A 23,203-nucleotide genomic window follows, 5' to 3' on the forward strand; every position below is an offset into this window, starting at 1 on the left:
TTACACATTTTGGCCACAGTCCAGCACCACCCGCCCCACACCGGTCATTTCGGGCCCGCGGACAGGAGAGGATGAAGGTCCGCGCCGCGGTGGAGCCACGCCCCCTAAGTGCTCCGCCGCGGTGCGCTCCAACGCAGTTCCTCGGACTGCCGGACCTCAGCTCTCGACGTCGATCGTCGCCACGCGGCGCAACAACGGCCGGTCGTGGCGCCCGCCGCGGATCTCGCCGCGCGACCACCACATCTTCAGCCCCGTCGGCGTGACCTCCAGGGTGGCCAGGTTGTTGTCGAACCACGGCCCCCGGGTCAGCTTCCAGCGCAGCACCGGGCGCGGCACCTTGGCCAGGCGTGAGACGACGTGCCCGACCGGGCCGGCCACGCCGTAGGACAGCACCGCGGTCACCCATCGCATGAACCGCGGCAGCGGGTTGCGGATCGGCGAGCACACGGCCTGGATGATCCGGCTGTGGACCTCCACGTCCCCGCCACGCACTCGGGGGTCCGGCACGGCCTCGGAGACGAAGCTGTGGTGCACGTCGCCGGACAGGAAGGTGACGGTCCGCGGAGCGCGACCGCGTCGTCCCGCCGCTACGTCGAGCGTCATCCCCGCCACGGCGGCCCAGCCCTCCTGGAAGGCCGCCCAGTGCTCGAGGTCGACGGCCTGGCGGATCCGCTCCCCCACCCGGCCGGCCCGCTTGCCCCAGGCGCCCTGGGCCAACGCCTCGCTGAACGCCTCCACGTGGTGGAGCCCCGGGGCCAGCAGGAACGGCAGCGACGTGCCGACGAGCAGGTGCTCGAACCCTCCCCTCATCTGGCCGTCGAGCCACTCCATCTCGCCGGGGTCCAGCATCGAGCGCCGGTCGGGAGCCAGGACCCGCGCGGCCCTCGAGTCGATGACCACCAGCCGGGCCTGCTCCCCGAAGTCACGCGCATAGCTCCAGCGGTAGGTCTCCGGCTCCTGGTCGGCTCGATCGGCGAACGCGTCGAGGTCAGCGGTGATGTCCAGCTCGCCGGGCCCGTCGTACGACGCCACCTTCTGCCACAGCGGGTCCTCCGCGCGCCCGGCCGCGGACATGTTGCCGAGGTGCTGGTAGACCCAGTAGGACCCCAGCCCCGCCACGATCCGGCCGTGCCACCAGGAGGTGGCCTCCATTTGCTGCTTCCACGTGTGGCTGGTGTTCCAGTCGTCGCGGATGTCGTGGTCGTCGAAGATCATCGCGCTCGGCAGCGTCGAGAGCAGCCAGCGGTTGGCCTCGTCGCTCCAGGCGAGCCGATAGAGGTGGGCGTACTCCTCGTAGTCCTTGAGCTCGTCGCCCGGCTCCTCCTCGATGTCGCGACGCGAGGAGATGAACTCACGCATCTCGTCGGTCGTCTCGTCGGCATAGACCTGGTCGCCGAGGAACAGCACGAGATCGGGCCAGCGCTCGTCCTCGCTCTCCGACTCCGCGTCGGTGACGCCGGCCATCCGCAGGGCGTAGGCCCGCATCGCGTCGACGCCGTGCGTGCGGTTGCCCGCGCGATCGTGGGTGACGCTCGTGCGGCACGAGCCGAACGCGATCCGCAGCGGCTTGCCCGGCTCGAGGGTGGCGATCACGGGATCCGGGTACGGCGAGTCGGCGGGTGGCCAGATCGGGCCCCCGTCCAGCTCCACGGCGTAAGGCGTGACCGAGCCGGGCGCCAACCCCTGGACCTCGACGAGGGCGTAGTGGTGCCCGTGGGCGGCGAACGTGGCCGCCTGGGCCGTGTGGTCGCCCGCCCGCACGGTGACCGTGCCGGCGGAGGCGGTCTCGACCCAGATGGTCGCGGACGTCTCGTCGACGTAGCGCATGAGTGGACCGAGCAGGAGCTCGCTCACGGCTGGAGCAGTACCTTGATGGCGCGGCGCTCGTCCATCGCCCGGTAGCCCTCGGCGACCTCGTCGAGCGGCAGGGTCAGGTCGAAGACCAGCCCGGGGTTGATCGCACCGGTCTGCACCAGCTGCAGGAGCTCGGGGAGGTAGCGCCGCACCGGCGCCATCCCGCCGGCCAGGCCGACGTTCTTCTGGAACATCCGGCGCACGGGCAGCTCGACGCCGTGCGGCACGCCGACGAAGCCGACCATGGCGCCCGGGCGGGCGACGCCGAAGGCGGTCTTGATGGCCTGGTCGGTGCCCACGCACTCGAGCACGGCATCAGCGCCCACGCCCGCGGTGATCTCCTTGATCCGGTCCCCGCCCTCGCGGCCGCGCTCCGCGACGATGTGGGTGGCGCCGAACTGGGTGGCGAGCGCCTGGCGGGGCTCGTGGCGCGACATCGCGACCACCTTCTCCGCCCCCATCTGGGCAGCGGCCAGGACGCCGCACAGCCCGACCGCGCCGTCGCCGACGACGACGACCGTGTCCCCGGGCTTCACTCGTGCCGAGACCGCGGCGTGCCAGCCGGTGGCCATCACGTCGGTCAGGGCCAGCAGTGAGGGAACCATCGCGGCGTCGGGCATCCCGTCCGTCGTCACCAGGCTGCCGTCGGCCTGGTGGACGAGGGTGTACTCCGCCTGGCCGCTGGCTGTCATGCCGAGGTTCTCGCAGGCGGACTGCATGCCGGCCCGGCAGTGGGCGCAGGTGTTGTCGCAGTGGCAGAACGGGATGATGACGAAGTCGCCGGGCTTGAAGCTGCGCACCTCTGCGCCGACCTCCTCGATGACGCCGACCGCCTCGTGGCCGATGGTGTCTCCGGCGGTGATGTCGTTCTCGCCCCGGTAGGGCCACAGGTCGGACCCGCAGATGCAGGCGGCGGTGACGCGTACGATGGCGTCGGTGGGTGCCGAGATCGTCGGCACAGGCAGCTCCTCGAGGCGGATATCGCGGGGAGCGTGGATCGTCGTGGCTCGCATGATCCCGATCCTGCCATGCCGACCGAGGGACGATCCGAGAGCGACCCAGGCCCTGAGCGACACGCCGGCCTCGCCGAAGTTGCCGTATCTCATATATGAGATACCGTCTTCGCCATGACCGAGGACTACAAGGGCCGCATCGGCAACCTGATCCGTGACGCCCGCAAGCACCGTGGTCTCACCCAGACCCAGCTCGCGGAGCTGCTGGCCACCAGCCAGAGCGCCATTAACCGCATCGAGAAGGGGCAGCAGAACCTGTCCCTGGGCATGATCGCCCGCATCGGCGCGGCACTCGACTCCGAGATCGTCGCCCTCGGCGCCGGCCCGACCCATCTGCGCGTCACCGGCCCGACCACGCTCTCGGGCTCGATCGAGGTGAAGACCTCCAAGAACGCCGGCGTCGCGCTGCTGTGCGCCTCGCTGCTCAACCGGGGGCGTACGACGCTGCGCAAGGTCGCGCGCATCGAGGAGGTCAACCGGCTCCTCGAGGTGCTCGAGAGCCTCGGCGTCCAGACCCGGTGGCTCAACGAGGACAACGACCTCGAGATCGTGCCGCCCGCCGACCTGGACCTCGCGAACATCGACGAGACCGCGGCGCGTCGTACCCGCTCGATCATCATGTTCCTCGGCCCGCTGCTGCACCGCGTGGAGGAGTTCGAGCTGCCCTACGCGGGCGGCTGCAACCTCGGCACCCGCACCGTCGAGCCGCACATGTCGGCGCTGCGCCCGTTCGGCCTCGAGGTCAAGGCGACCGACGGGATGTACCACGCCAGCGTGAACCGGGCCATCGAGCCCGAGCGCCCCATCGTCCTCACCGAGCGCGGTGACACCGTGACCGAGAACGCCCTGATGGCGGCGGCGCTGCACCCCGGGACGACGGTCATCCGCAACGCCTCGTCGAACTACATGGTCCAGGACCTGTGCTTCTACCTGCAGAAGCTCGGCGTCGTGGTCGAGGGCATCGGCTCCACGACACTGCGCGTCACCGGCCGCTCCGAGATCGACGTCGACGTCGACTACGCCCCCAGCGAGGACCCGATCGAGGCGATGTCGCTGCTCGCCGCCGCGATCGTCACGAAGTCCGAGATCACGATCCAGCGGGTGCCCATCGAGTTCCTCGAGATCGAGCTCGCACTGCTCGAGGAGATGGGCTTCGTCTACACCCGCTCCGAGGAGTACGTCGCGCTCAACGGCCACACCAGGCTCATAGACATCACCACCAAGCCGTCGCAGCTGCACGCGCCTCTCGACAAGATCCACCCGATGCCCTTCCCCGGGCTCAACATCGACAACCTGCCGTTCTTCGCGGTCATCGCGGCGGTGGCGGAGGGCCAGACCCTGCTGCACGACTGGGTCTACGAGAACCGCGCGATCTACCTGGTCGAGCTCAACAAGCTCGGTGGCCAGGTCAAGCTGCTCGACCCGCACCGAGTGATGATCGAGGGTCCGACCCACTTCTCCGGCACCGAGATCGTCTGCCCGCCGGCACTGCGCCCGGCCGTGGTCATCCTGCTCGCGATGCTGGCCTCGAAGGGCACCTCGGTGCTGCGCTCGACCTACGTCATCCACCGCGGCTACGAGGACCTCGCCGAGCGGCTCAACCTGCTGGGCGCCAACATCGAGCCCTTCCGCGACATCTGAGCCGCTGACGGGGGCATACTGCCCCGGTGAGCAGCCCCGCGCGTCGTACGACCCCTCGTAGCGGCCACGCCTTCCTCGATGCGGTCCTGGACCCCCCTGGCGGGGTGCTGGCCTTCGCCCACCGAGGTGGCGCCTACCACCCCGAGATCGAGGGTCTCGAGAACACCATGGCGGCGTTCCGGCACGCCGTCGAGCTGGGCTTCGACTATCTGGAGACCGACGTCCACGTCACGTCCGACGGGGTCCTGCTGGCCTTCCACGACCAGGTCCTCGACCGGGTCACGGACAGCGAGGGCGAGATCGCGAAGATGACCTATGCCGAGGTGCAGGAGGCGCTGATCGGGGGACGCGAGCGGGTGCCGTCCCTGGGCCAGCTCTTCGACGCGTTCCCCAGGGCCAGCTTCAACATCGACCTCAAGTCCGACGGCGCGGGGTCGGTGCTGGCGGAGTTCATCGCCGAGCGCGACGCGTGGGACCGGGTGCTGGTGGGGTCGTTCTCGGGCTCACGGCTCAACGCCTTCCGCAGGCTCGTGCATGGCCGGGTGCCGACCTCGGCGCACTCTCTCGAGGTGCTGGCGTTCCGGTTCCTGCCCTCGGGACGACTCGCCGACCTGGTGACCAGGGGCCGGGTCGATGCGCTCCAGATCCCCCATCGCCACTTCGGGATCAGGGTGGCGACCCCCGGCCTGATCCGGCGCGCCCACGCGGCCGGCAAGCACGTCCACGTCTGGACCATCGACGACCCGGACGAGATGGTCGCGCTGATCGACCGTGGTGTCGACGGCCTGATGACCGACCGCACGGACATACTCAGGCGCGTGCTGCGAGAGCGCGGCCTATGGAGGGAAGAGGCATGACGCAGCTGTCGGAGCAGAAGGCGGCATCGGCACGGAGCGGCTTCGGCTGGCCGGTCTATGCCTGGGGACTGTGGGACTGGGGCTCAGCGGCCTTCAACGCGGTCATCACGACGTTCGTCTTCACCGTCTACATCACCTCGGACGACTTCGGGACGGGGGCGGCGGCGAAGCTGGGGTGGGTGCTCGCGGGCGCCGGTCTGCTGATCGCGCTGTTCGCACCGATCTCGGGTCAACGAGCGGACCGCTCCGGGCGGCGGGACTTCTGGCTGGCCCTGAACACCGGCCTCGTCATTCTCGCCTCGCTGGCGCTGTTCTTCGTCAAGCCGAGTCCGGACTACCTCTGGTTCGGGCTGGTGATGCTGGCCGCCGGCAACATCTTCTTCGAGTTCGCCTCGGTCAACTACAACGCGATGCTCAACGGGATCTCCACGCCGGCCAATGTGGGGCGCGTGTCCGGACTCGGCTGGGGCCTGGGCTACATCGGCGGCATCGTGCTGCTGCTGATCGTCTACTTCGGCCTGATCAACCCCGAGGTGGGCCTCTTCGGGGTCACCGGGGACGACGGGCTCGACGTCCGCGTGACGATGCTCTTCTGTGCCGGCTGGACGCTGCTGTTCTCGCTGCCGGTGCTGCTCACCGTCCGTGACAAGAGCGCCCGCGCGGAGCGGGGCCCCCGCGTCGGCATCATCGAGTCCTACCGGATCCTGTTCGGCACCGTCGCGGACCTGTGGCGCACGGACCGCAACACCGTCTACTTCCTCGGCGCCTCCGCGGTCTTCCGCGACGGCCTGGCCGGCGTCTTCACCTTCGGTGCCGTCATCGCGGCCAAGGTCTTCGGCTTCAGCGACAGCGGGGTGATCATCTTCGGCATCGCGGCCAACGTCGTGGCCGGCATCGCCACCATCGCCTTCGGCGCCCTGGACGACCGGTTCGGCCCCAAGCGCGTCATCGTGCTCTCGCTGTCGTCGATGATCGTGGCGGGACTCCTGGTGTTCTTCCTCCACGAGGGGGGCACCACGATCTTCTGGATCTTCGGCCTGATCCTGTGCATCTTCGTCGGACCCGCGCAGTCCGCGTCACGGACGTTCCTCGCGCGCCTCATCCCCGAGGGCCAGGAAGGTCAGGTCTTCGGGCTGTACGCCACCACGGGGCGCGCCGTGAGCTTCCTCGCCCCGGCGTTGTTCTCCGGCGCGCTGTGGCTGGGGATGGTCCTCACCGGCGCGGACGACATCGACGACGCGCAGCACTGGGGCATCCTCGGCATCATCCTGGTCCTGGTCCTGGGACTGGCGCTGCTGATCCCCGTCAAGAGCGGTGTCCGGAAGGATTCCGCGCTCGTCACCCATCCCCCGCTGTGAGTTGCCTCCACCACATCGCGTGATTTCCGGAATCTCTGGGGTACCTCTACCGTTGAAACAGATACGACGGTGGGAGGGGCGCTCGTGCGCCCCTGCTCACGGGTCCCCCGTCGATAGTCGTACAGCGGTTTTTTCAGTCATCTGGAGGTGGCTCAATGGCGGAGCGCACACTGCGTGGAGCTCGGCTCGGAGGCCAGAGCTTCGAGGACGAGCGTGGCATCGAGTTCGCGGCTCGTCAGCAGGTCGGTTACAAGTGCAAGCAGGGTCACGAGTTCGAGATCACGATGTCGGTCGAGGCCGACATCCCCGCGATCTGGGAGTGCCCGCGATGTGGCGCCGAGGGGCTGAGCACGTCGGGCATCGTCCCTGAGGTGAAGGCTGAGAAGCCCGCTCGCACCCACTGGGACATGCTGCTGGAGCGTCGCTCCGAGAAGGAGCTCGAGGACATCCTCAAGGAGCGCCTCGACCTCCTGCGCGGCGGCGAGATCGGTCCGGCGCACCTGCACCGGGCCAACGCGAAGAAGCGCAAGGCGACTGCCTGAGGCCTCGCGCCCTCAGTCGTCCAGCACCTCGCCCTGGACCACCGATCCATCGGATCGGGGTCCGGGGCGATTGCTTTGCCCCATCACTCCCCCGGTCAGCTTGCGGCTGACCACGCGGGTGAGAGCCCGCCGTGCGACGGGTCGGGTCACCGGCAGGATGAGGAACACCGCCACGATGTCGCTGAGGAAGCCGGGCGTGAGCATCAGCGTGCCGCCGATCAGGATCAGCGCACCGTCCGCGATCTCGCGGGCCGGCATCCGACCGCTGGCCAGGGCGTCGCGAAGAGCGACCCAGGCACGACCGCCCTCGCGCTTCATCAGCCAGGTGCCGAGCACCCCGGCCAGGATGACCAGGCCCAGGGTCTGCCATCCGCCGATCACCTGCCCGACCTGGATGAGGACGTAGACCTCCACCAGGGGGACGACGACGAAGGCGACCAGGAGCAGCCACAGCCAGCCGCGCCGCCGACGACGGGGTGCCTGGTGCTCCTGCGCCGACCAGGTCATCGCGCGCTCCGGACGCGACCGCGACGCAACGACTCGCCGAGCTGGCGGCGGCGCTCGCTGAGGCCCCACGAGGTGATCCTGCGCAGCGACTCCGTCGCGACGGCGGCGGTCATCTTGGACTCCCCGTGCACCCGCTCCACGAACCGGATCGGCACCTCGGTCACCCGCAGCCCGGCATCGAGGGTCCGCCACGCCAGGTCGGTCTGGAACACGTATCCCGTCGACTGCACCGAGGCCAGGTCGATCTTCTCCAGGGCCGCACGGCGGAAGACGCGGAAGCCGGCGGTGGCGTCGTGGACGCCGATGCCGAGCAGCAGCCGGACGTAGAGGTTGCCGCCCCGGGAGAGCAGCTCGCGGCGCAGCGGCCAGTTCTCCACCGAGCCTCCGGCGACCCAGCGCGAACCGATGACCAGGTCGGCGTCCTCCAAAGCGGCGAGCAGCACGGGCAGCTCCTCGGGCTGGTGGGAGCCGTCCGCGTCCATCTCCCCCACCACGTCGTAGCCGGCGTCGAGCGCCCAGCGGAAGCCCGCGAGGTAGGCCGCGCCCAACCCGTCCTTCGCGTGGCGGTGCAGCACGTGGACCTGCGGGTCGTCGGCAGCCAGGCGATCGGCGATGTCGCCGGTCCCGTCGGGCGAGGCGTCGTCGACGACGAGCACGTGGACGGCGGGGGTGGCCGCGCGGACGCGACGGACGATCGGCTCGAGGTTGGCCGCCTCGTTGAAGGTCGGCACGACCATCACGACGCGGCCGATCTCACTGCTGTTCACGCTGTCTCCTCGTTCCTGGACCCTCGACGATACGCGAGCGCGGCCAGCACGAGGCCGAGGAGTGTGAGGGCCACGGCTCCGCGGGCAAGCCAGGGGCTCAGCCGCACCGCGGGGGTGAGCTCGTCGACCAGTCCCACGTCGGCCTGCAGGACGGTGCGGGTGCGCGCGTCCGCCTCTTGCAGCACGGTCCCGTCCGGGCCGATGATCCCCGAGACGCCGTTGACGGCCGCCACCACCGTGTAGCGCCCGGTCTCCAGGGCGCGCAGCCTGCTGATCTCGTACTGCTGCTCGATCTGGTCGGTGTGGATGAACATCGCGTTGCTGGTCTGCACCACGAGCAGCTGGGCGCCTTCACGTACCTGGGCGTGGATGCCGTCGTCATAGGCGACGTCGAAGCAGATGGCGTCGGCGACCAGCGCGCCCCCGATCCGCAGGGGCGCCGTGCCGGTCCCGCCCAGCATGTCGCGCGGCACGAGGTCGAGGCGACTGACGCCCTCGGTGATCCAGCTGTTGCGGAAGGGGATGTACTCCCCGAACGGGACGGGGTGCCGCTTGGTGTAGCGGTCGCCGCCACCGGTCTCCGGATCCCAGACGATCCCCTGGTTGAGCACCTGGCCGTCCTTCGGCCCGTCGACGATGGCCCCGACCAGGATCGGCACGCCGATCGCCTCGGAGGCGGCGCGGATGCCGGCGTTGACCTCGGCATCGCGGAACGGGTCGACGGCGGTGGAGTTCTCCGGCCAGACCACGAAGTCGGGCCGGGTGCCGGCTGCCGCGCTCAGGCCCACGGAGCCGTCAGGGCCGGACGCCGCGGCGAGGTCCACCGTTGCCTCGACATGGTTGGCCGTGACCTGGCGGTGGTCGAGCAGGATGTCGTCGCCGCGCCCCGGGACGTCTCCCTGCACGGCGGCGACGTTCACGGTGTCGACCGGCTCCACGTCGTACGACGCGAGCGCGGGCAGCGTGGCGACCAGGCCGGCGGCGGCCACGGCGGCGAAGGCCGGGCGCGGCCGGCGACGTACCTCCACGGCTCCCCAGGCCAGCGTGGCGCCCAGCAGCGCGAGGAGGAACCCGACGCCGGTGGCGCCCACCCAGGGCAGGGCACCCGAGAAGGGGGTGTCGACGGTCGCGAAGGCCAGCCGGCCCCAGGGGAAGCCCCCGAAGGGCCACGACCCGCGCAGCAGCTCCATCGAGGTCCAGGCGGCCGCGAACCACAGGGGCCACGCGGGCAGGCGCATCAGGGCCGCGGCGATCGCGCCGAGGACGGCCAGGTAGACCGCCTCGAGCGCGGCGACGCCCAGCCAGACGTCGACGCCGACCACGCGGAGCCAGAACAGCAGGGGGTAGAAGAAGCCGGCCCCGAACGCGAGCCCGGGCAGCCAGGCGCGCTTCGCCGGCAGCCCACGCACACACAGGGCGAGCCCGGCCAGCGCGACGGGCGCGAACAGCACCAGTCCGACCGGCTCGAACGCCAGGGAGAGGGATGCGCCGGCGACCAGGGCGAGGAGGGTCCGCAGCAGCACTCCCTCACGGTACCTCGGGGCCCACGGCGGCTCGCGGCAGGCGACGGAAGGGGGCCCGCGCGCTTCGGACCAACCCGGAACCGACTGGCTGTCGGCGGCGGGAAGTTGTCTAAGGCGCGCAGGCCCCTTCCGTGTCCACCCTCACGGGGCAGCACCGACCTCCGTGAACAATGTCGGAAGGGTTCGTGGTACCCGACCCTCCGACACGGCCACTCGGACGCCGGTCTGCCTACCGCGATCTGCGCAGGCGGACCCCGGCACTCTCTGATGTGCGAGCCCGGGCTGTCAACTGGGGTCTGACCTGGGAAGACGCGCGTTGTCGCAGGTCAGAGGGCGTGCCCTGCGTCACGCCGGGTGATCACGATTTGCCGACGGTTCGGCGTGTCGCCCGGGACACGCCGTCAACCCGGGACGACGACGGTGCCGGTGGCCTCGGTGGCCAGCAGCGGCGGATCCAGGACGGTCGCCGCACCCGGAGCATCGGTGGTCGCCGCGCCGCGCGCGACGACGTACACCGTGAAGCGCATGGCCCGCGAGCGTCGCCCCGCACGGACGAGCTCGGCGGTGATCTCGAGGACGTCGCCGGCGCGGACCGGCGCGCGGAACTGGACGTCGTCGTACGACGCGAAGAGACCCTCGTCGCCGTCGGTGAGGATGCACAGCTCGGTGGCCACGTCACCGAAGAGGCCCAGGGAGTAGGCCCCGTCGACGAGGTTGCCGGCGTAGTGGGCGTGGGAGTAGGGCACGTAGCGGCGGTGCGTGACGCGCAGGCCGGGGGTCGGGCTGCCGGGTCTGGGGCTGCTCATGAGGCCGTCCTCGCGCTCACCCGGTCGACCAGGAAGCTCGCCACCTCGCCGGGTGTGGTGCCGCGGGTGAAGACCCGGTCGACGCCCAGCTCGGCGGCCATCTTCTCGTCGAAGCGGGGCCCGCCCACCACGAGCAGCGGCCGGCGCTCGGCGGGATAGGCCTCCCGAAAGGCCGCCGACATCTCGCGGGTGTTGAGCAGGTGCGCGTCGCGCTGGGTGACGACCTGCGAGACCAGCACGGCGTCGGCCTGCTCGGCCTGCGCGCGTTCGACCAGCTGGGGGACCGAGACCTGGGCGCCGAGGTTCACGACCTTGATCTCGCGGTAGTACTCCAGCCCCTTCTCGCCCGCGAAGCCCTTGATGTTGAGGATCGCGTCGATCCCGACCGTGTGGGCGTCGCTGCCGATGCAGCCGCCCACGACCACCATCCGGCGGGCCAGGCGCTCCTTGACCGCGGCGTTGACCTCCTTCGGCGTCAGCAGCGGGTAGTCGCGCTCGACGATCTCGACCTTGCTGGTGTCGACGAGGTGGTGGACGCGGCCGTAGACCACGAAGAACGTGTGACCGGGACCGAGCGGGCGGGCGTGCGCGACGAGGGCCGGGTCCATGCCCATCTTGTTGGCCAGCTGCACCGCAGCGCCCTCGGCGACCTTGTCGTGGGGCAGGGGCAGCGTGAACGACATCTGCACCATGCCGTCGCCAGTGGTGTCGCCGTAGGGGCGGACGATGCTCATCGCTCCTCCAGGAGGTCGGTGGCGGGGTTCGTGTAGAGCTCGGACTTGCGGGCCACGCCGTCGAGTCCGCGGCCGGCGTCCGCCGGACGCTTCATCAGGCCGAAGGTCCCGTCGGCGATGGCGTCGAGCAGCCCGTGCTCGTGATCGAGGATCTGCTCCATCAGGTCGAGGGACTCCCCCAGCACCTGGTTGGCGCGGGTCACGATCACCCCGTCCGGGGCGGGGTGGAAGTCCTCGTGCAGGCTGCCGGCCGCCTGGAGCACGTAGCGGACGTTCTGCAGGGCCAGGTCGCGGTCCGAGAGCCAGGGGGTGACCACGGCCTCGGTCATCATCCCGACCAGCAGGATGCCCTGACCGGTCAGTGCGCCGGCCAGGTTGAAGAAGCCGTCCAGCAGGTGTCCGCGGAAGACGTCGCCGGTCATGTGCCGGGTCGGCGGCATCCACTTGAGCGGGGCGTCGGGGAACAGCTCGCGGGCGAGCAGCGCGTGCGCCAGCTCGAGGCGGAACGAGTCAGGCACGTCGGGGTCGATCTCGAAGGCGTGGCCCAGACCGAGCTGCCAGTCCTCCAGCCCCGCCTCCTTGGCGAAGTACTCGTTGAGCAGCTGGCTCGTGGTGACCGTGTGGGCGGCCTCGATCGCGTCGGCGGTGGTGAGGTAGTTGTCCTCGCCGGTGTTGATGATGATGCCGGCGCGCGCGTGCACCTGGCGGCTGAAGCGCTGGTCGACGAAGGTCCGCACCGGGTTGATGTCGCGGAAGAGGATCCCGTACATCGAGTCGTTGAGCATCATGTCGAGACGCTCCAGGCCCGCCAGGACCGCGATCTCGGGCATGCACAGGCCGGAGGCGTAGTTGGTCAGCCGGATGTAGCGGCCCAGCTCCCGGCTGGAGTCGTCCAGGGCGGCCCGCATCAGCCGGAAGTTCTCCTGGGTGGCGTAGGTCCCGGCGAAGCCCTCGCGGGTCGCCCCCTCGGGGACGTAGTCCAGCAGGCTCTGGCCGGTCGAGCGGATCACCGCGATCACGTCGGCACCCTCGCGGGCCGCCTGCTGGGCCTGTGGGATGTCCTCGTGGATGTCGCCGGTGGCAACGATCAGGTAGATCCAGGGCTTGCGCGGGGCGTCGCCGATGCTCGTCACGAGCTGCTCGCGCTCGGTGCGGCGCTCGTCCACGCGTCGTACGCCCGCCTCCACGCTCGCCCGGGCCGCTGCGCGGGCGAGCTCGGCGTCGCGCCCCTCGGGCAGCCGGAACCGGATGGAGCCGGCGGAGGCCTTCTCGGCCAGCACGGCGAGATCCGCGGCCTCGCCGCGGACGAGCGCGTCCCAGACCGGCAGGGAGACGCCGTGGGCGAGCCCGCCGTCCTCAGCGAGGTCGCCGCGCACGCAGTCGAGCAGCCGGTTGGCCCACGGGATGCCGTCGGCGTCCGCGCCGCCCAGTCCGGCCAGGCGCAGCGTCGCCCGCTCGACGGCGACCGTCGTGTGCTGCTGGGCGAGGTCGACGATGGGCCGCCCGACCCGGGAGGCAAGGTCACGTGCCCGAGCGACCGTGGCGGGATCGAGGTTGAGCTTGCTCATCGGGTGGCCCCCACTGACTCTGCGTCGAGGCGGCGTTCGAACAGTGATCGCACGCCGTCGGTGGTGCGCAACAGCTCCAGGGCGTACGCCGCGTGGCCGGGCACGTAGCCGTTGCCGACCAGCATGGTGACGTCGGCCGCCATCCCCTCCGCGCCCAGGGCTGCGGCGGAGAAGGAGGTGGCCATCGAGAAGAAGATGACGGTGCCCGCGTCGGCGGTGGCGAGGATCGCGCCCCCCTCGCAGCCCGGCACGTCGACGCAGACCACCGTGACGTCAGCTGGCCCACCCGCGGCGGCGACGGCGTCGCGCAGCGCGATCGGGCTGCGGGCGTCAGCGATGACGACCTCGTCCGCCAGCCCGCTGGCCTGGAGGAGCTCGGCCTCGGCCTCGTGGGGGACGACGCCGATGGTGCGGCCGGCCCCCGCGTCGCGGGCCGCCGCCAGGCTCAGGGAGCCGGACTTGCCGGCTCCGCCGACGACGGCGACCGTCGGCGCGTCGTACTCCCCCACGACGCGGGCGGTCAGCGCCGGGGCGCCGCAGACGTCCATCACCGCGAGCGAGAGCTCGGGGGCGAGGTCGTCGGGCAGCCGGGCGGCGATGGAGCGGCCGAACAGCACGGCGTAGCCGTCGCACGGCACCTGCTCGCCCTGGGCGTCCCAGCGGGCCAGGGCGTCCTCGATGACCAGCGGGGTCAGCGTCAGGCTGACGAGCGTCGCGACCCGGTCGCCGACGCTGAGCCCGAGCCTCGACTCCGGGCCGACCTCCTCGACGACGCCGACGAGCATGCCCCCCGAGCCGGTCTCGGGGTTCTGCATCTTGCCGCGCTCCCGGACGATCTCCAGCACCTCTGCGCGCAGGGCGTCCGCGTCGAGGACCCCGTCGGCCCCGGTGTGCCCCGTGTGCCCTGTGTGTCCCATGTGATTGGTGTGCTTGCCCGCGAGCTGGCGGTAGGACGCGGCGTCGAGGTTGAGCCGCTCGACGCGGACCCGCACCTCGTCGGGCCACAGCTCGGGGCGGGTGTCGAGCCGCTGAGCGGCCTGCGGCAGGGCCCCGGCGGGCTCCAGGACACGGTGGAGGCCGAGCGGGTCGCTCGAAGTGACGGGGTGCACGGCGTTTCCTCCATACAGATGTGGCATTTGCAGGAAATCCTACGGTGATGTGATGGACTAGCGTCAGTTAATCCGTCTACTCTCGCAGACGTATCGCAGGTCACACAATCACGCAGGGAGTCTTCATGAGCACCGACACCGGCCAGCCCTACCCCTACCGGCGCGTCGAGCTCGTCGAGCCCGACTGGACCCGCTTCCCCGGGTGGCGCGACGTGACCGCCGAGGAGTGGGCCTCGGTGCAGTGGCAGCGCTCGCACTGCGTGAAGAACGTCCGTCAGCTGCGCGAGCTGCTCGGCGACCTGGTCGACGAGCGCTTCTATGCCGACCTCGAGCGCGACCAGGCCGAGCGGGCGACGATGTCGATGCTGGTGCCGCCGCAGATGATGAACACGATGGTGCCCCACGAGGTGCCGACCGGACCGGGATCGCTGACCGAGGCGCTCTACGCCGACCCGATCCGCCACTACATGCTTCCGGTCTTCTCCGACCGCCGCACCGACTGGCCCTCCCACCCGCACGCCACCCGCGATTCGCTGCACGAGCACGACATGTGGGTGGCCGAGGGGCTGACCCACCGCTATCCGACCAAGGTGCTCGCCGAGCTGCTGCCCACCTGCCCGCAGTACTGCGGCCACTGCACGCGGATGGACCTGGTGGGCAACTCGACGCCCGTCATCGAGAAGCTGAAGTTCGCGGCCAAGCCCGTCGACCGGCTCGACGCGATGATGGACTACCTGCGCCGCACCCCGCAGGTGCGCGACGTCGTGGTCTCCGGCGGCGACGTGGCCAACATGCCGTGGCCGCGGCTGGAGGACTTCCTGACCCGGCTGCTCGAGATCGAGAACATCCGTGACATCCGGCTCGCCACGAAGGCGCTCGTGGGTCTCCCCCAGCACTGGCTGCAGGACGACGTCCGCGCAGGCGTGGAGCGGGTGGCGACCACTGCCCGCTCGCGGGGGGTGTCGCTGGCGATCCACACCCACGCCAACCACGCCAACTCGATCACGCCGCTCGTGGCCGAGGCCACCCGGGCGATGCTCGAGGCCGGGGTGCGCGACGTCCGCAACCAGGGCGTGCTGCTCGAGGGCGTCAACGCCGACCCGCACGCGCTGCTCGACCTGTGCTTCCGGCTGCTCGACGGGGCGCAGATCATGCCCTACTACTTCTACATGTGCGACATGATCCCGTTCTCGGAGCACTGGCGGGTCTCGGTCGCGGACGCCCAGCGGCTGCAGCACCACCTCATGGGCTACCTGCCGGGCTTCGCGACGCCGCGCATCGTCTGCGACGTGCCGTTCGTGGGCAAGCGCTGGGTGCACCAGCTCGCGGAGTACGACACCGTGCGCGGCATCTCCGGGTGGACCAAGAACTACCGCACCTCGATCGAGTCCCTCGACCCCGAGGCGCTGACTCGGACCTACCAGTACTACGACCCGATCCACACCCTCCCCGTCGAGGGCCAGGAGTGGTGGGCCGAGCACGGCAAGCGTGACGAGACCGCTCTGCGGGCCGCTGAGGCGGCCGAGGCGTCGCGGCGGACGGCGGCCCTGCAGGCGTACTGAGGGGGCTCAGACCACCGAGCGGTTCTCGTACGGCGTGGAGAGCACGATCGTCGTCCGCGTGGACACGTTGGCCGCCGCGCGGATCCGGGCGAGCAGGTCCTCGAGGTCGAGGGGCGTGGCGACCCGGATCTTGAGGATGTAGGACTCCTCGCCGGCGACCGACCAGCACGACTCGATCTCGTGGATCTCGCGCAGGCGCTGGGGGCAGTCATCGGGCTGCGAGGGGTCGATGGGGCGGATGGAGATGAACGCCGTGAGCGGCAGGCCGATCTCGGCGTGGTTGATCGTGGCGCCGTAGCCGAGGATCAGGCCGCGCTGTTCCAGCCGCTTGACGCGCTGGTGGACCGCCGACGTCGACAGGCCGGTCGCCTTGCCCAGGTCGGTGTAGGACATGCGGCCGTCGCTCGCCAGCAACGTCAGGATCTGCCGGTCGGTCTCTTCCACGGACGCACCCTAGCCGCAGATGGGGATCGGAAGAACGCGTTCCACCTGCTGGTGGGACGACCTCTAGGCTTCCGGTCATGACTGAGTCCCCGCGTCTGATGCTGCTCGACACCGCGAGCCTCTACTTCCGGGCCTTCTTCGGGATGCCCGACTCGATCAAGGCCCCGGACGGGACGCCGGTCAACGCCGTCCGCGGGCTGATGGACTTCATCAGCCGCCTCGTCACGGAGTACGAGCCCACGCATCTGGTCTGCTGCTGGGACAACGACTGGCGTCCGCAGTGGCGGGTGGACCTGCTGCCGACGTACAAGGCGCACCGCGTGGTCGAGGAGGTCCCGAACGACCCGGACGTCGAGGAGGTGCCCGACCCGCTGCAGGCACAGATCCCGGTCATCCTCGAGGTCCTCGAGGCGTTCGGGATCGCGGTGGTCGGCGCCGACGAGCACGAGGCCGACGACGTCATCGGGACGCTGGCGACGGGGGCCGGGATGCCGGTCGACATCGTCACCGGCGACCGCGACCTCTTCCAGCTCGTGGACGACGAGGCGCAGGTCCGCGTCCTCTACACCGCGCGCGGTGTCGGCAAGCACGAGCGGGTCGACGACGCGTGGGTGTGGGCGAAGTACGGCGTGCACGCCGCCCAGTACGCCGACTTCGCCACGCTGCGCGGAGATGCCTCCGACGGGCTGCCGGGGGTCCCCGGGGTCGGGGACAAGACGGCGGCCACGCTGCTGGGGCGGTTCGGCGACATCGCCGGGATCAGGGCCGCCGCCGAGGACCCGTCCGCCGAGATGGGCCCAGGGCCGCGCGGGAAGATCAAGGCGGCCGCCGACTACCTGGCGGTCGCCCCGAAGGTCGTGGCCGTGGTGCGCGACCTCGAGCTGGGCAGCCCGGACCTGACGCTGCCCCGCACCCCTCGCGACCCTGAGCGCGTGCTGGCCCTCGACGAGCGATGGGGGCTCGGCAGCTCCGCCGTACGGCTGGTGGAGGCGTTGCAGGGCTGAGCAGCAGCGCTCAGCGCGCTCTCCGGCCGCGCAGCCGGGACAGCACGCGCCGCCACCGTCGGCGGAGGCTCGACCCGCCTCCCCCGGGCTGGGGACCGTCACCGATGCCCTTCCAGATCTCCCGGGTGAAGTTCGAGTTCGTCATGGTCCGTCACTCTGCTCCTCCTCGGCCCTCGCGGCAAGGGCGTCGCGACGTGAGCGCCCGGCACTTGACCGCGTCGTACGTTGGAGGTCATGACTCACATCGCAATCGTCGGCGGCCACGGCCAGGTGGCCCTCCATCTCCATCCACTCCTCGTCGCTGCCGGGCACACGCCGGTGGCGCTGGTCCGCAAGGAGGAGTACCGCTCCGAGCTCGAGGCGCTGGGCGCGCAAGTGCGGCTGCTCGACATCGAGCGCGACAGCGCAGACGCCTTCGCCGAGGCCTTCGCAGGCTGTGAGGCGGTGGTCTTCGCTGCCGGCGGTGGTGCGGACGGCAACATCGAGCGCAAGCGGACCGTCGACCTCGAGGGCTCGTTGAAGTCGATCCAGGGCGCCCGGGCGGCCGGCATCAAGCGCTTCGTCCAGGTGTCGGCCATCGGCGTCGACGAGCCCCTCCCCGACGACACCGCGGAGGTCTGGAAGGCGTACGTCGAGGCGAAGCGCGACGCCGACGTCGCGCTGCGCGCGAGCGAGCTCGACTGGACGATCATCCGGCCCGGTGCTCTCGTCGACGACCCGGCCACCGGGCAGGTGGAGCTCGGCGAGCGCGTCGAGCGTGGCAGCGTTCCACGGGCCGACGTGGCCGCGGTCGTGGCGGCGGCCGTCGACGCGGACGCGGCGATCGGAGCCCAGTGGGAGCTGGTCTCGGGTGACAAGAGCGTCGCCGACGCCATCGCGGCGGCTCAGAGCTGACCCGCTCCCCCGGCCGGCTACTCAGCCAGGGCTGAGTAGGCGACGACGCCGCGACGCAGACGCTTGACGGCCTCCCGGGCCGTCGAGCGCAGCGCGGCGTCGTCGCCGGCCGCGTCGGCCACCTGACCGGCCAGGTCGAGGAGCTGCTTGACCCAGCGCACGAAGTCGCCGGCGGCCAGGCCGGTGGCGGTCAGCACGTCGTCGAGCTCGTCGCCCTCGGCCCAGCGGTAGGCCGCCCAGGCGAACCCGAGGTCGGGCTCGCGCAGGTAGTCGAGGCGGTGCTCCTTCTCGAGCGCGTCGAGGCCGGCCCACAGGTGCACTGTCTCGGCGATCGCGTCCTGGATGGCCCCGCCCGGCACCCGCGGCACGGCGGAGTCGTCCGCGCGCCGCGTCTCGTAGACGAGCACCGACAGTGCCGCGGCCAGCCCGGAGCCGTCGAGTCCGTCCCAGACGCCCTGGCGCAGCGCCTCCGCCGCGACCAGGTCCATGTCGTTGTAGATCCGCTGCAGGTGTCGGCCGCGCTCGGTGACGGTGTCGCCCTCGAGGTAGTCCAGCGCGGTGAGCACCTCGCAGACCCGGTCGAACTGCCGGGCCACGGTGTTGGTGCGCTGCTCGACGCGCCGCCGCAGGGTGTTGGCGTCGCGGTCGAGCTTGAAGTAGCGCTCCGCCCAGCGCGCGTGGTCCTCGCGCTCGGGACACTCGTGGCAGGGGTGCGAGCGCAGCTTGGTGCGCAGCCGCTCGATCTCGCTGTCCTGCTTGGTGGTGGCGAGCGTGTCGCCCTTCGACGACTTGCTCGCCCGAGGCTGCGGCGCCAGGTTGTGCGTCGCCGAGCGGAGCGTCGCGGCGAGGTCGCGCCGCATCTGCGGGTTGCGCGCGTTGAAGTTGCGCGGCACCCGGACCCGCGACAGCGCGTGCACGGGCGTCGGGAAGTCGACCAACGCCAGCCGACGGGCCTGGCGGTCACTCGTCACGACGTAGGGCCGCGGCTCCTCCCCCGTCAGCCCGGGGTCGATCACGACGGCGTACCCGGCGTACTTGCCCGTCGGCACCGAGATCACGTCGCCGGGTCGCAGCCGACTCAACGACGTCAGCGCCTCGTCGCGGCGGTCGAGACGCCGGGCGCGCGCGGCGCCCTTCTCGGCGTCGTTGATCGCGCGGCGCAGACCGGCGTACTCCATGAAGTCCCCGAGGTGGCAGGTCGCCGCCTCGCGGTAGCCGTCGAGCGCGTCCTCGCTCTTGCGCAGCTGCCGGGCCATGCCGACGACGGCGCGGTCGGCCTGGAACTGAGCGAACGACGACTCGAGCAGGTGCCGGGCGCGCTCGCGGCCGAACTGGTGCACGAGGTTGACCGCCATGTTGTACGACGGGCGGAACGACGACTTGAGCGGATAGGTCCGCGTGGAGGCGAGCCCGGCCAGCTCGCGCGGGTTCATCCCCGGCTGCCACAGGACGACGCCGTGGCCCTCGACGTCGAGCCCGCGGCGTCCGGCGCGGCCGGTGAGCTGGGTGTACTCCCCCGGCGACAGGTCGGCGTGCGTCTCGCCGTTCCACTTGCTGAGCTTCTCGATGACCACGGTGCGCGCGGGCATGTTGATGCCCAGCGCCAGCGTCTCCGTGGCGAAGACGATCCGGCACAGCCCCTGCTGGAACAGCTCCTCCACGCACTCCTTGAAGGTCGGCAGCATCCCGGCGTGGTGCGCCGCGATGCCGCGGGTCAGGGCGTCGAGGAACTCGTGGTAGCCCAGGACCTGCAGGTCCTCGCGCGGCAGGTGGGCGCACTTGGCCTCGACGAACGCATAGATCGTGTCGCGCTCCTCGGGACTCGTCAGCCGGAGGTTGGCGTTGAGGCACTGGGTGACCGCGGCGTCGCAGCCGACCCGGCTGAAGATGAAGTTGATCGCCGGCAGCAGCCCGTCGCGGTCGAGGCGCTCGACGACGTCGACCCGGCTGGGGATCCAGACCCGGCGGCCGTTGCCGATGGGGCGCCCCGAGCTTCCCCGGTCGTTGCCGGCTCGGTCGTCGCGTCCCCGGGTGTTGCTGCGTCCGCGTGGTGAGCGGCGGTCCTTGATCCGGGTGGCGGCCCACTCGTCGCGGGCGATCTTGACCAGCTCGTTGTTGACCGGGGCGCCCTCCTGGACGAAGCCGGCCGCGGCATCGACGTCGGAGTCGGCGAAGAGGTCGAGCAGCCGGCGCCCGAGCATCACGTGCTGGTAGAGCGGGACGGGCCGCTTCTCCTCCACGATCGTGGTGGTGTCGCCGCGGACGGTCTCCAGCCACTCGCCGAACTCCTCGGCGTTGGACACCGTCGCAGAGAGCGAGATCAGCGCCACCGACTCGGGCAGGTGGATGATGACCTCCTCCCACACCGCGCCGCGCATCCGGTCGGCGAGGTAGTGGACCTCGTCCATCACCACGAAGCCGAGACCGGTGAGCGTCCGGGAGCCGGCGTACAGCATGTTGCGCAGCACCTCGGTGGTCATCACCACGATCGGCGCCTCACCGTTGACGCTGTTGTCCCCGGTGAGCAGACCGACCTGGTCGGCGCCGTAGCGCTTGACGAGGTCGGAGTACTTCTGGTTGGACAGCGCCTTGATCGGTGTCGTGTAGAACGCCTTGCGCCCGGTCTGCAGGGCCAGGTGGATCGCGAACTCGCCGACGATGGTCTTGCCCGACCCGGTGGGCGCCGCCACCAGCACGCCGCGGCCCTCCTCGACCTCGCGGCACGCGCGCACCTGGTAGTCGTCGAGCTCGAAGTCGTAGAGACCCCGGAACTCCCGCAGGACCGGGTGGCGCTGGCCGGCGCGGAACTCGGCGTAGCGCTCTGCTGCGGTCTTGTCGTCGTCGCTCATGCCAGCACCTTCAGCGCGCCGGGCGCGCACTCGATCGTCAGGGGAAGGGGTCCGAAGCGCTCGCCGTCGGCGTAGGCCACGATCCCCGGGGCGGCCACGGTCACGCGGCGCACCCGGTGGTGCTCGTACTGCGGATGGGAGACGTGCGTGCCGCGGAACAGCTTCGGATAGGTGCGGACCAGCTGCGCCTTGCTCATCGGCTTGATGATGACGACGTCGAGCAGACCGTCGTCCAGGAGCGCCCCCTCGGTGATCCGCAGACCCCCGCCGAACGACGGGCCGTTGCCCACCGCGACCAGCATCGCGTCGAGACGGCGGGCGGCGCCGTCGAGGTCCAGGCTGTAGGGCAGCGGCTCGAAGGTGCGCAGCTCGGCGAGGGTGGCGAGGTTGTAGCGCATCTGTCCGCGCGGCCAGGTCATCGTGTTGGCCCGCTCGTTGACGACGGCGTCGAAGCCGGCGGCCAGGACCGTCAGGAAGTACTGCGTGCCGCACCGGGCCAGGTCGACCTGACGCGTGCGGGAGGCGATCACCCGGTCGACCGCGGCCGACGCGTCGAGGTGCGGGATGCCGAGCGATCGTGCGGCGTCGTTGCCCGAGCCGGTCGGGATGATCCCGAGCGCGACGTCGGTCCCGGCCACGGCCTGCACCCCGAGGTGGACCATCCCGTCGCCGCCGCAGACCACCAGGGCCTCGACCCCCTCGCTCACACACTGGCGTGCCAGGTCCTGTGCCTCGTCGGCGTCGCGGCCCCGCAGGTCGCGCACCGCGAGCCCGGAGCGACGCAGCCGCTCGACGACGTGGTCGTGCACGCCGTGTCCGCGTCCCTTACCCGCAGTCGGGTTCGTCAGCAGCGCTATCTCACGGGTTTGCACGGACACGCATGTGACACTATCCGGCGGCCCCTCGCCGCTGGGGTGAGGACGCTCCGATGCGCAGCAGGACGGCGTAGCGCTCGGGCGAGGCACCCACCGCGCGGGCGAGCCGGCTGATCGCGTCGAGCGCGCGCTCGGCGTCGAGCTCCGCCCCTGGTACGGCGAGCGTCAGGCGCCCCTCGCGCTCCACCAGGTGCACCTGGCCGTGGCGCCAGGCCTGGTGCGTGGCGCGTCGTACGACCTCGTCGGCCACCGGGGCCGGGTAGGCCTCGTCGACCGCTAGCAGGTCGCAGGGCAGCGCCTCGTCAGGGGAGGTGAGTCGGCCGGGCACGAGGTGGCCCGACGTGCGCACGCCCGCCTCCGTGGCCCAGGTGACCTCGTCGACGCCCAGCCACTCGGGGAGGTCGAAGGGGTCCACCGCGCTCGGCGCAGGACCTGGTGTGGAGGGGCCCGTCATAGGGGCGAGAGCTCGTCGTCGTCGAGCGTGGCCAGGGTGTCGCCACGGCCGCGGCGCCGGTCCATGATCCGCACGATGACCTCGGAGATCGCGAACAGGCCGAGCATGGGGATCGCCAGGAAGAGCATCGAGAACGGGTCGGTCGAGGGGGTGGCGACGGCGGCGAACACGAAGGTCCCGATGATCACCCAGGGGCGGTAGGCGCCCAGGGCCTTGCCGGAGAGCACGCCCGCGAGGTTCAGCAGGATCACGAAGACCGGGATCTCGAAGGCGATGCCGAACACGAGCAGGGTGCGGGTGAAGAAGCTCAGGTAGTCGCCGAACTCGACGAGGTTGGTCAGCGAGCCCTCGGTGAAGCCGATCAGCACCTCGAGGCCCTTGGGCAGCGTCCAGTAGCCGACCCAGACGCCGGTGAGGAAGAGCGGCCCCGCGACGGCCGCGAAGACCCTGCTCCACTTCTTCTCGTGGGCGTGCAGTCCGGGCAGGATGAAGGCCCAGATCTGGTAGAGCCAGATCGGGCTCGTCGCCGCCACTGCGACCACGCCGCACAGCTTCAGGCGCAGCATGAGCGGGCCGCCGATCCCCGCGACCGTCGCCTGCGTCGACACGTCGGCGCCCAGAGCCTCGCGCGCCGCGTCGTACGGGCCGAGGATGAGCTGGAAGATCGGGTCGAAGAAGAACAGCGAGACGATGATGCCGAGGACCAGCACGGTCATGATCTTGAGCAGGCGCGCTCGCAGTTCACGCAGATGGTCGGAGAGGGCCATCCGGCCGTCTGCTCCGACAGGGTGCTGGGGCCTGCCGCTGTAGAGCTGGATGAGTCCGGAGAACACGGCTGTGAC

The 23,203-nt window shown here is 70.9% G+C and carries 22 protein-coding genes; 7 read left to right on the forward strand and 15 right to left on the reverse strand.

Translation table 11 applies throughout. From position 1 onward, the window contains the following. Nucleotides 1–156 precede the first annotated feature (156 nt). On the reverse strand, nucleotides 157–1,854 hold the full coding sequence (locus tag ACYU7L_RS01290; RefSeq protein ID WP_460793377.1) for an alkaline phosphatase D family protein: 1,698 nt from the start codon (nucleotides 1,852–1,854) through the stop codon (nucleotides 157–159). Further along, nucleotides 1,851–2,867 carry a zinc-dependent alcohol dehydrogenase family protein gene (locus ACYU7L_RS01295; protein ID WP_460793378.1) on the reverse strand — a complete coding sequence of 339 codons (1,017 nt, stop codon included), beginning with the start codon at nucleotides 2,865–2,867 and terminating at the stop codon, nucleotides 1,851–1,853. Before ACYU7L_RS01295 ends, ACYU7L_RS01290 begins: the two co-directional genes overlap by 4 nt. 114 nt (nucleotides 2,868–2,981) lie before the next feature. On the opposite strand from ACYU7L_RS01295, the gene ACYU7L_RS01300 reads away from it, so the two are divergent. The 4 genes from ACYU7L_RS01300 (at nucleotide 2,982) to ACYU7L_RS01315 (ending at nucleotide 7,265) form a co-directional block, all read left to right on the forward strand. Continuing rightward, a complete protein-coding gene (locus tag ACYU7L_RS01300) occupies nucleotides 2,982–4,508 on the forward strand; it encodes a helix-turn-helix domain-containing protein (protein ID WP_460793379.1) in 1,527 nt (508 codons plus the stop codon). 26 nt (nucleotides 4,509–4,534) lie between these two features. Then, on the forward strand, nucleotides 4,535–5,365 hold the full coding sequence (locus tag ACYU7L_RS01305) for a glycerophosphodiester phosphodiesterase (RefSeq protein ID WP_460793380.1): 831 nt from the start codon (nucleotides 4,535–4,537) through the stop codon (nucleotides 5,363–5,365). Further along, nucleotides 5,362–6,723: an MFS transporter gene (locus ACYU7L_RS01310; protein ID WP_460793381.1), complete on the forward strand. Its 1,362-nt coding sequence runs from the start codon at nucleotides 5,362–5,364 to the stop codon at nucleotides 6,721–6,723. Before ACYU7L_RS01305 ends, ACYU7L_RS01310 begins: the two co-directional genes overlap by 4 nt. Before the next feature lie 155 nt (nucleotides 6,724–6,878). Then, nucleotides 6,879–7,265 carry an RNA polymerase-binding protein RbpA gene (locus ACYU7L_RS01315; RefSeq protein ID WP_460793382.1) on the forward strand — a complete coding sequence of 129 codons (387 nt, stop codon included), beginning with the start codon at nucleotides 6,879–6,881 and terminating at the stop codon, nucleotides 7,263–7,265. A 12-nt stretch (nucleotides 7,266–7,277) separates the two neighbouring features. On the opposite strand, the gene ACYU7L_RS01320 is transcribed toward ACYU7L_RS01315, so the two are convergent. The 7 genes from ACYU7L_RS01320 to kdd all read right to left on the reverse strand — a co-directional run bounded on the left by ACYU7L_RS01320 (nucleotide 7,278) and on the right by kdd (nucleotide 14,279). Next, entirely contained in the window at nucleotides 7,278–7,772 is a 495-nt protein-coding gene (locus ACYU7L_RS01320) for an FxsA family protein (protein ID WP_460793383.1), read from the reverse strand. Beyond that, the gene (locus ACYU7L_RS01325; RefSeq protein WP_460793627.1) at nucleotides 7,769–8,509 is read right to left on the reverse strand and encodes a polyprenol monophosphomannose synthase; all 741 of its coding nucleotides are present in this window, start codon (nucleotides 8,507–8,509) and stop codon (nucleotides 7,769–7,771) included. Before ACYU7L_RS01325 ends, ACYU7L_RS01320 begins: the two co-directional genes overlap by 4 nt. Before the next feature lie 26 nt (nucleotides 8,510–8,535). Next, the gene (gene lnt / locus ACYU7L_RS01330) at nucleotides 8,536–10,062 is read right to left on the reverse strand and encodes an apolipoprotein N-acyltransferase (protein WP_460793384.1); all 1,527 of its coding nucleotides are present in this window, start codon (nucleotides 10,060–10,062) and stop codon (nucleotides 8,536–8,538) included. 401 nt (nucleotides 10,063–10,463) lie between these two features. Beyond that, nucleotides 10,464–10,868, reverse strand: coding sequence for a 3-aminobutyryl-CoA ammonia lyase (kal, locus tag ACYU7L_RS01335; protein WP_460793385.1), 405 nt, complete (start codon nucleotides 10,866–10,868; stop codon nucleotides 10,464–10,466). Continuing rightward, nucleotides 10,865–11,602, reverse strand: coding sequence for a lysine 5,6-aminomutase subunit beta (gene kamE, locus ACYU7L_RS01340; RefSeq protein WP_460793386.1), 738 nt, complete (start codon nucleotides 11,600–11,602; stop codon nucleotides 10,865–10,867). Before kamE ends, kal begins: the two co-directional genes overlap by 4 nt. After that, nucleotides 11,599–13,170 (reverse strand): lysine 5,6-aminomutase subunit alpha, encoded by a 1,572-nt coding sequence (gene kamD / locus ACYU7L_RS01345; protein ID WP_460793387.1) that lies wholly within the window; start codon nucleotides 13,168–13,170, stop codon nucleotides 11,599–11,601. The genes kamE and kamD overlap by 4 nt, the downstream gene beginning before the upstream one ends. After that, nucleotides 13,167–14,279 carry an L-erythro-3,5-diaminohexanoate dehydrogenase gene (gene kdd, locus ACYU7L_RS01350; RefSeq protein WP_460793388.1) on the reverse strand — a complete coding sequence of 371 codons (1,113 nt, stop codon included), beginning with the start codon at nucleotides 14,277–14,279 and terminating at the stop codon, nucleotides 13,167–13,169. Before kdd ends, kamD begins: the two co-directional genes overlap by 4 nt. 125 nt (nucleotides 14,280–14,404) lie before the next feature. On the opposite strand from kdd, the gene ACYU7L_RS01355 reads away from it, so the two are divergent. After that, nucleotides 14,405–15,841: a KamA family radical SAM protein gene (locus ACYU7L_RS01355; protein ID WP_460793389.1), complete on the forward strand. Its 1,437-nt coding sequence runs from the start codon at nucleotides 14,405–14,407 to the stop codon at nucleotides 15,839–15,841. Nucleotides 15,842–15,847: 6 nt separating this feature from the next. Here ACYU7L_RS01355 and ACYU7L_RS01360 read toward each other — a convergent pair whose 3' ends face one another. Then, the gene (locus ACYU7L_RS01360) at nucleotides 15,848–16,285 is read right to left on the reverse strand and encodes an Lrp/AsnC family transcriptional regulator (protein WP_460793390.1); all 438 of its coding nucleotides are present in this window, start codon (nucleotides 16,283–16,285) and stop codon (nucleotides 15,848–15,850) included. Nucleotides 16,286–16,362: 77 nt separating this feature from the next. Here ACYU7L_RS01360 and ACYU7L_RS01365 point away from each other — a divergent pair, with 77 nt between their 5' ends. Beyond that, nucleotides 16,363–17,289: a 5'-3' exonuclease gene (locus ACYU7L_RS01365; protein WP_460793391.1), complete on the forward strand. Its 927-nt coding sequence runs from the start codon at nucleotides 16,363–16,365 to the stop codon at nucleotides 17,287–17,289. 10 nt (nucleotides 17,290–17,299) lie between these two features. Here the strand turns inward: ACYU7L_RS01365 and ACYU7L_RS01370 are convergent, their stop codons facing one another. Further along, a complete protein-coding gene (locus ACYU7L_RS01370; protein WP_460793392.1) occupies nucleotides 17,300–17,434 on the reverse strand; it encodes a hypothetical protein in 135 nt (44 codons plus the stop codon). 89 nt (nucleotides 17,435–17,523) lie between these two features. On the opposite strand from ACYU7L_RS01370, the gene ACYU7L_RS01375 reads away from it, so the two are divergent. Next, nucleotides 17,524–18,183, forward strand: coding sequence for an SDR family oxidoreductase (locus ACYU7L_RS01375; protein ID WP_460793393.1), 660 nt, complete (start codon nucleotides 17,524–17,526; stop codon nucleotides 18,181–18,183). A 17-nt stretch (nucleotides 18,184–18,200) separates the two neighbouring features. Here ACYU7L_RS01375 and ACYU7L_RS01380 read toward each other — a convergent pair whose 3' ends face one another. Genes ACYU7L_RS01380 through tatC form a run of 4 tightly spaced genes read right to left on the reverse strand, consistent with a single transcriptional unit; the run spans nucleotide 18,201 to nucleotide 23,194 of the window. Continuing rightward, nucleotides 18,201–21,032: a DEAD/DEAH box helicase gene (locus tag ACYU7L_RS01380; protein ID WP_460793394.1), complete on the reverse strand. Its 2,832-nt coding sequence runs from the start codon at nucleotides 21,030–21,032 to the stop codon at nucleotides 18,201–18,203. Beyond that, a complete protein-coding gene (locus ACYU7L_RS01385; protein ID WP_460793395.1) occupies nucleotides 21,029–21,910 on the reverse strand; it encodes a diacylglycerol kinase in 882 nt (293 codons plus the stop codon). The genes ACYU7L_RS01380 and ACYU7L_RS01385 overlap by 4 nt, the downstream gene beginning before the upstream one ends. Before the next feature lie 10 nt (nucleotides 21,911–21,920). Next, nucleotides 21,921–22,361, reverse strand: coding sequence for a hypothetical protein (locus tag ACYU7L_RS01390; RefSeq protein ID WP_460793396.1), 441 nt, complete (start codon nucleotides 22,359–22,361; stop codon nucleotides 21,921–21,923). After that, nucleotides 22,358–23,194: a twin-arginine translocase subunit TatC gene (gene tatC, locus ACYU7L_RS01395; RefSeq protein WP_460793397.1), complete on the reverse strand. Its 837-nt coding sequence runs from the start codon at nucleotides 23,192–23,194 to the stop codon at nucleotides 22,358–22,360. Before tatC ends, ACYU7L_RS01390 begins: the two co-directional genes overlap by 4 nt. Nucleotides 23,195–23,203 lie beyond the last annotated feature (9 nt).

It is taken from the genome of Nocardioides pacificus (assembly GCF_054775955.1).

Bases quoted from the DNA above. Each gene is read 5' to 3' on its own strand.
- ACYU7L_RS01295 (WP_460793378.1), bottom strand. From the start codon at position 2,867: ATGCGAGCCACGACGATCCACGCTCCCCGCGATATCCGCCTCGAGGAG.
- ACYU7L_RS01300 (WP_460793379.1), top strand. From the start codon at position 2,982: ATGACCGAGGACTACAAGGGCCGCATCGGCAACCTGATCCGTGACGCC.
- ACYU7L_RS01310 (WP_460793381.1), top strand. From the start codon at position 5,362: ATGACGCAGCTGTCGGAGCAGAAGGCGGCATCGGCACGGAGCGGCTTC.
- ACYU7L_RS01315 (WP_460793382.1), top strand. From the start codon at position 6,879: ATGGCGGAGCGCACACTGCGTGGAGCTCGGCTCGGAGGCCAGAGCTTC.
- ACYU7L_RS01320 (WP_460793383.1), bottom strand. From the start codon at position 7,772: ATGACCTGGTCGGCGCAGGAGCACCAGGCACCCCGTCGTCGGCGGCGC.
- ACYU7L_RS01325 (WP_460793627.1), bottom strand. From the start codon at position 8,509: ATGGTCGTGCCGACCTTCAACGAGGCGGCCAACCTCGAGCCGATCGTC.
- kal (WP_460793385.1), bottom strand. From the start codon at position 10,868: ATGAGCAGCCCCAGACCCGGCAGCCCGACCCCCGGCCTGCGCGTCACG.
- kamE (WP_460793386.1), bottom strand. From the start codon at position 11,602: ATGAGCATCGTCCGCCCCTACGGCGACACCACTGGCGACGGCATGGTG.
- kamD (WP_460793387.1), bottom strand. From the start codon at position 13,170: ATGAGCAAGCTCAACCTCGATCCCGCCACGGTCGCTCGGGCACGTGAC.
- ACYU7L_RS01355 (WP_460793389.1), top strand. From the start codon at position 14,405: ATGAGCACCGACACCGGCCAGCCCTACCCCTACCGGCGCGTCGAGCTC.
- ACYU7L_RS01365 (WP_460793391.1), top strand. From the start codon at position 16,363: ATGACTGAGTCCCCGCGTCTGATGCTGCTCGACACCGCGAGCCTCTAC.
- ACYU7L_RS01370 (WP_460793392.1), bottom strand. From the start codon at position 17,434: ATGACGAACTCGAACTTCACCCGGGAGATCTGGAAGGGCATCGGTGAC.
- ACYU7L_RS01375 (WP_460793393.1), top strand. From the start codon at position 17,524: ATGACTCACATCGCAATCGTCGGCGGCCACGGCCAGGTGGCCCTCCAT.
- ACYU7L_RS01380 (WP_460793394.1), bottom strand. From the start codon at position 21,032: ATGAGCGACGACGACAAGACCGCAGCAGAGCGCTACGCCGAGTTCCGC.
- ACYU7L_RS01390 (WP_460793396.1), bottom strand. From the start codon at position 22,361: ATGACGGGCCCCTCCACACCAGGTCCTGCGCCGAGCGCGGTGGACCCC.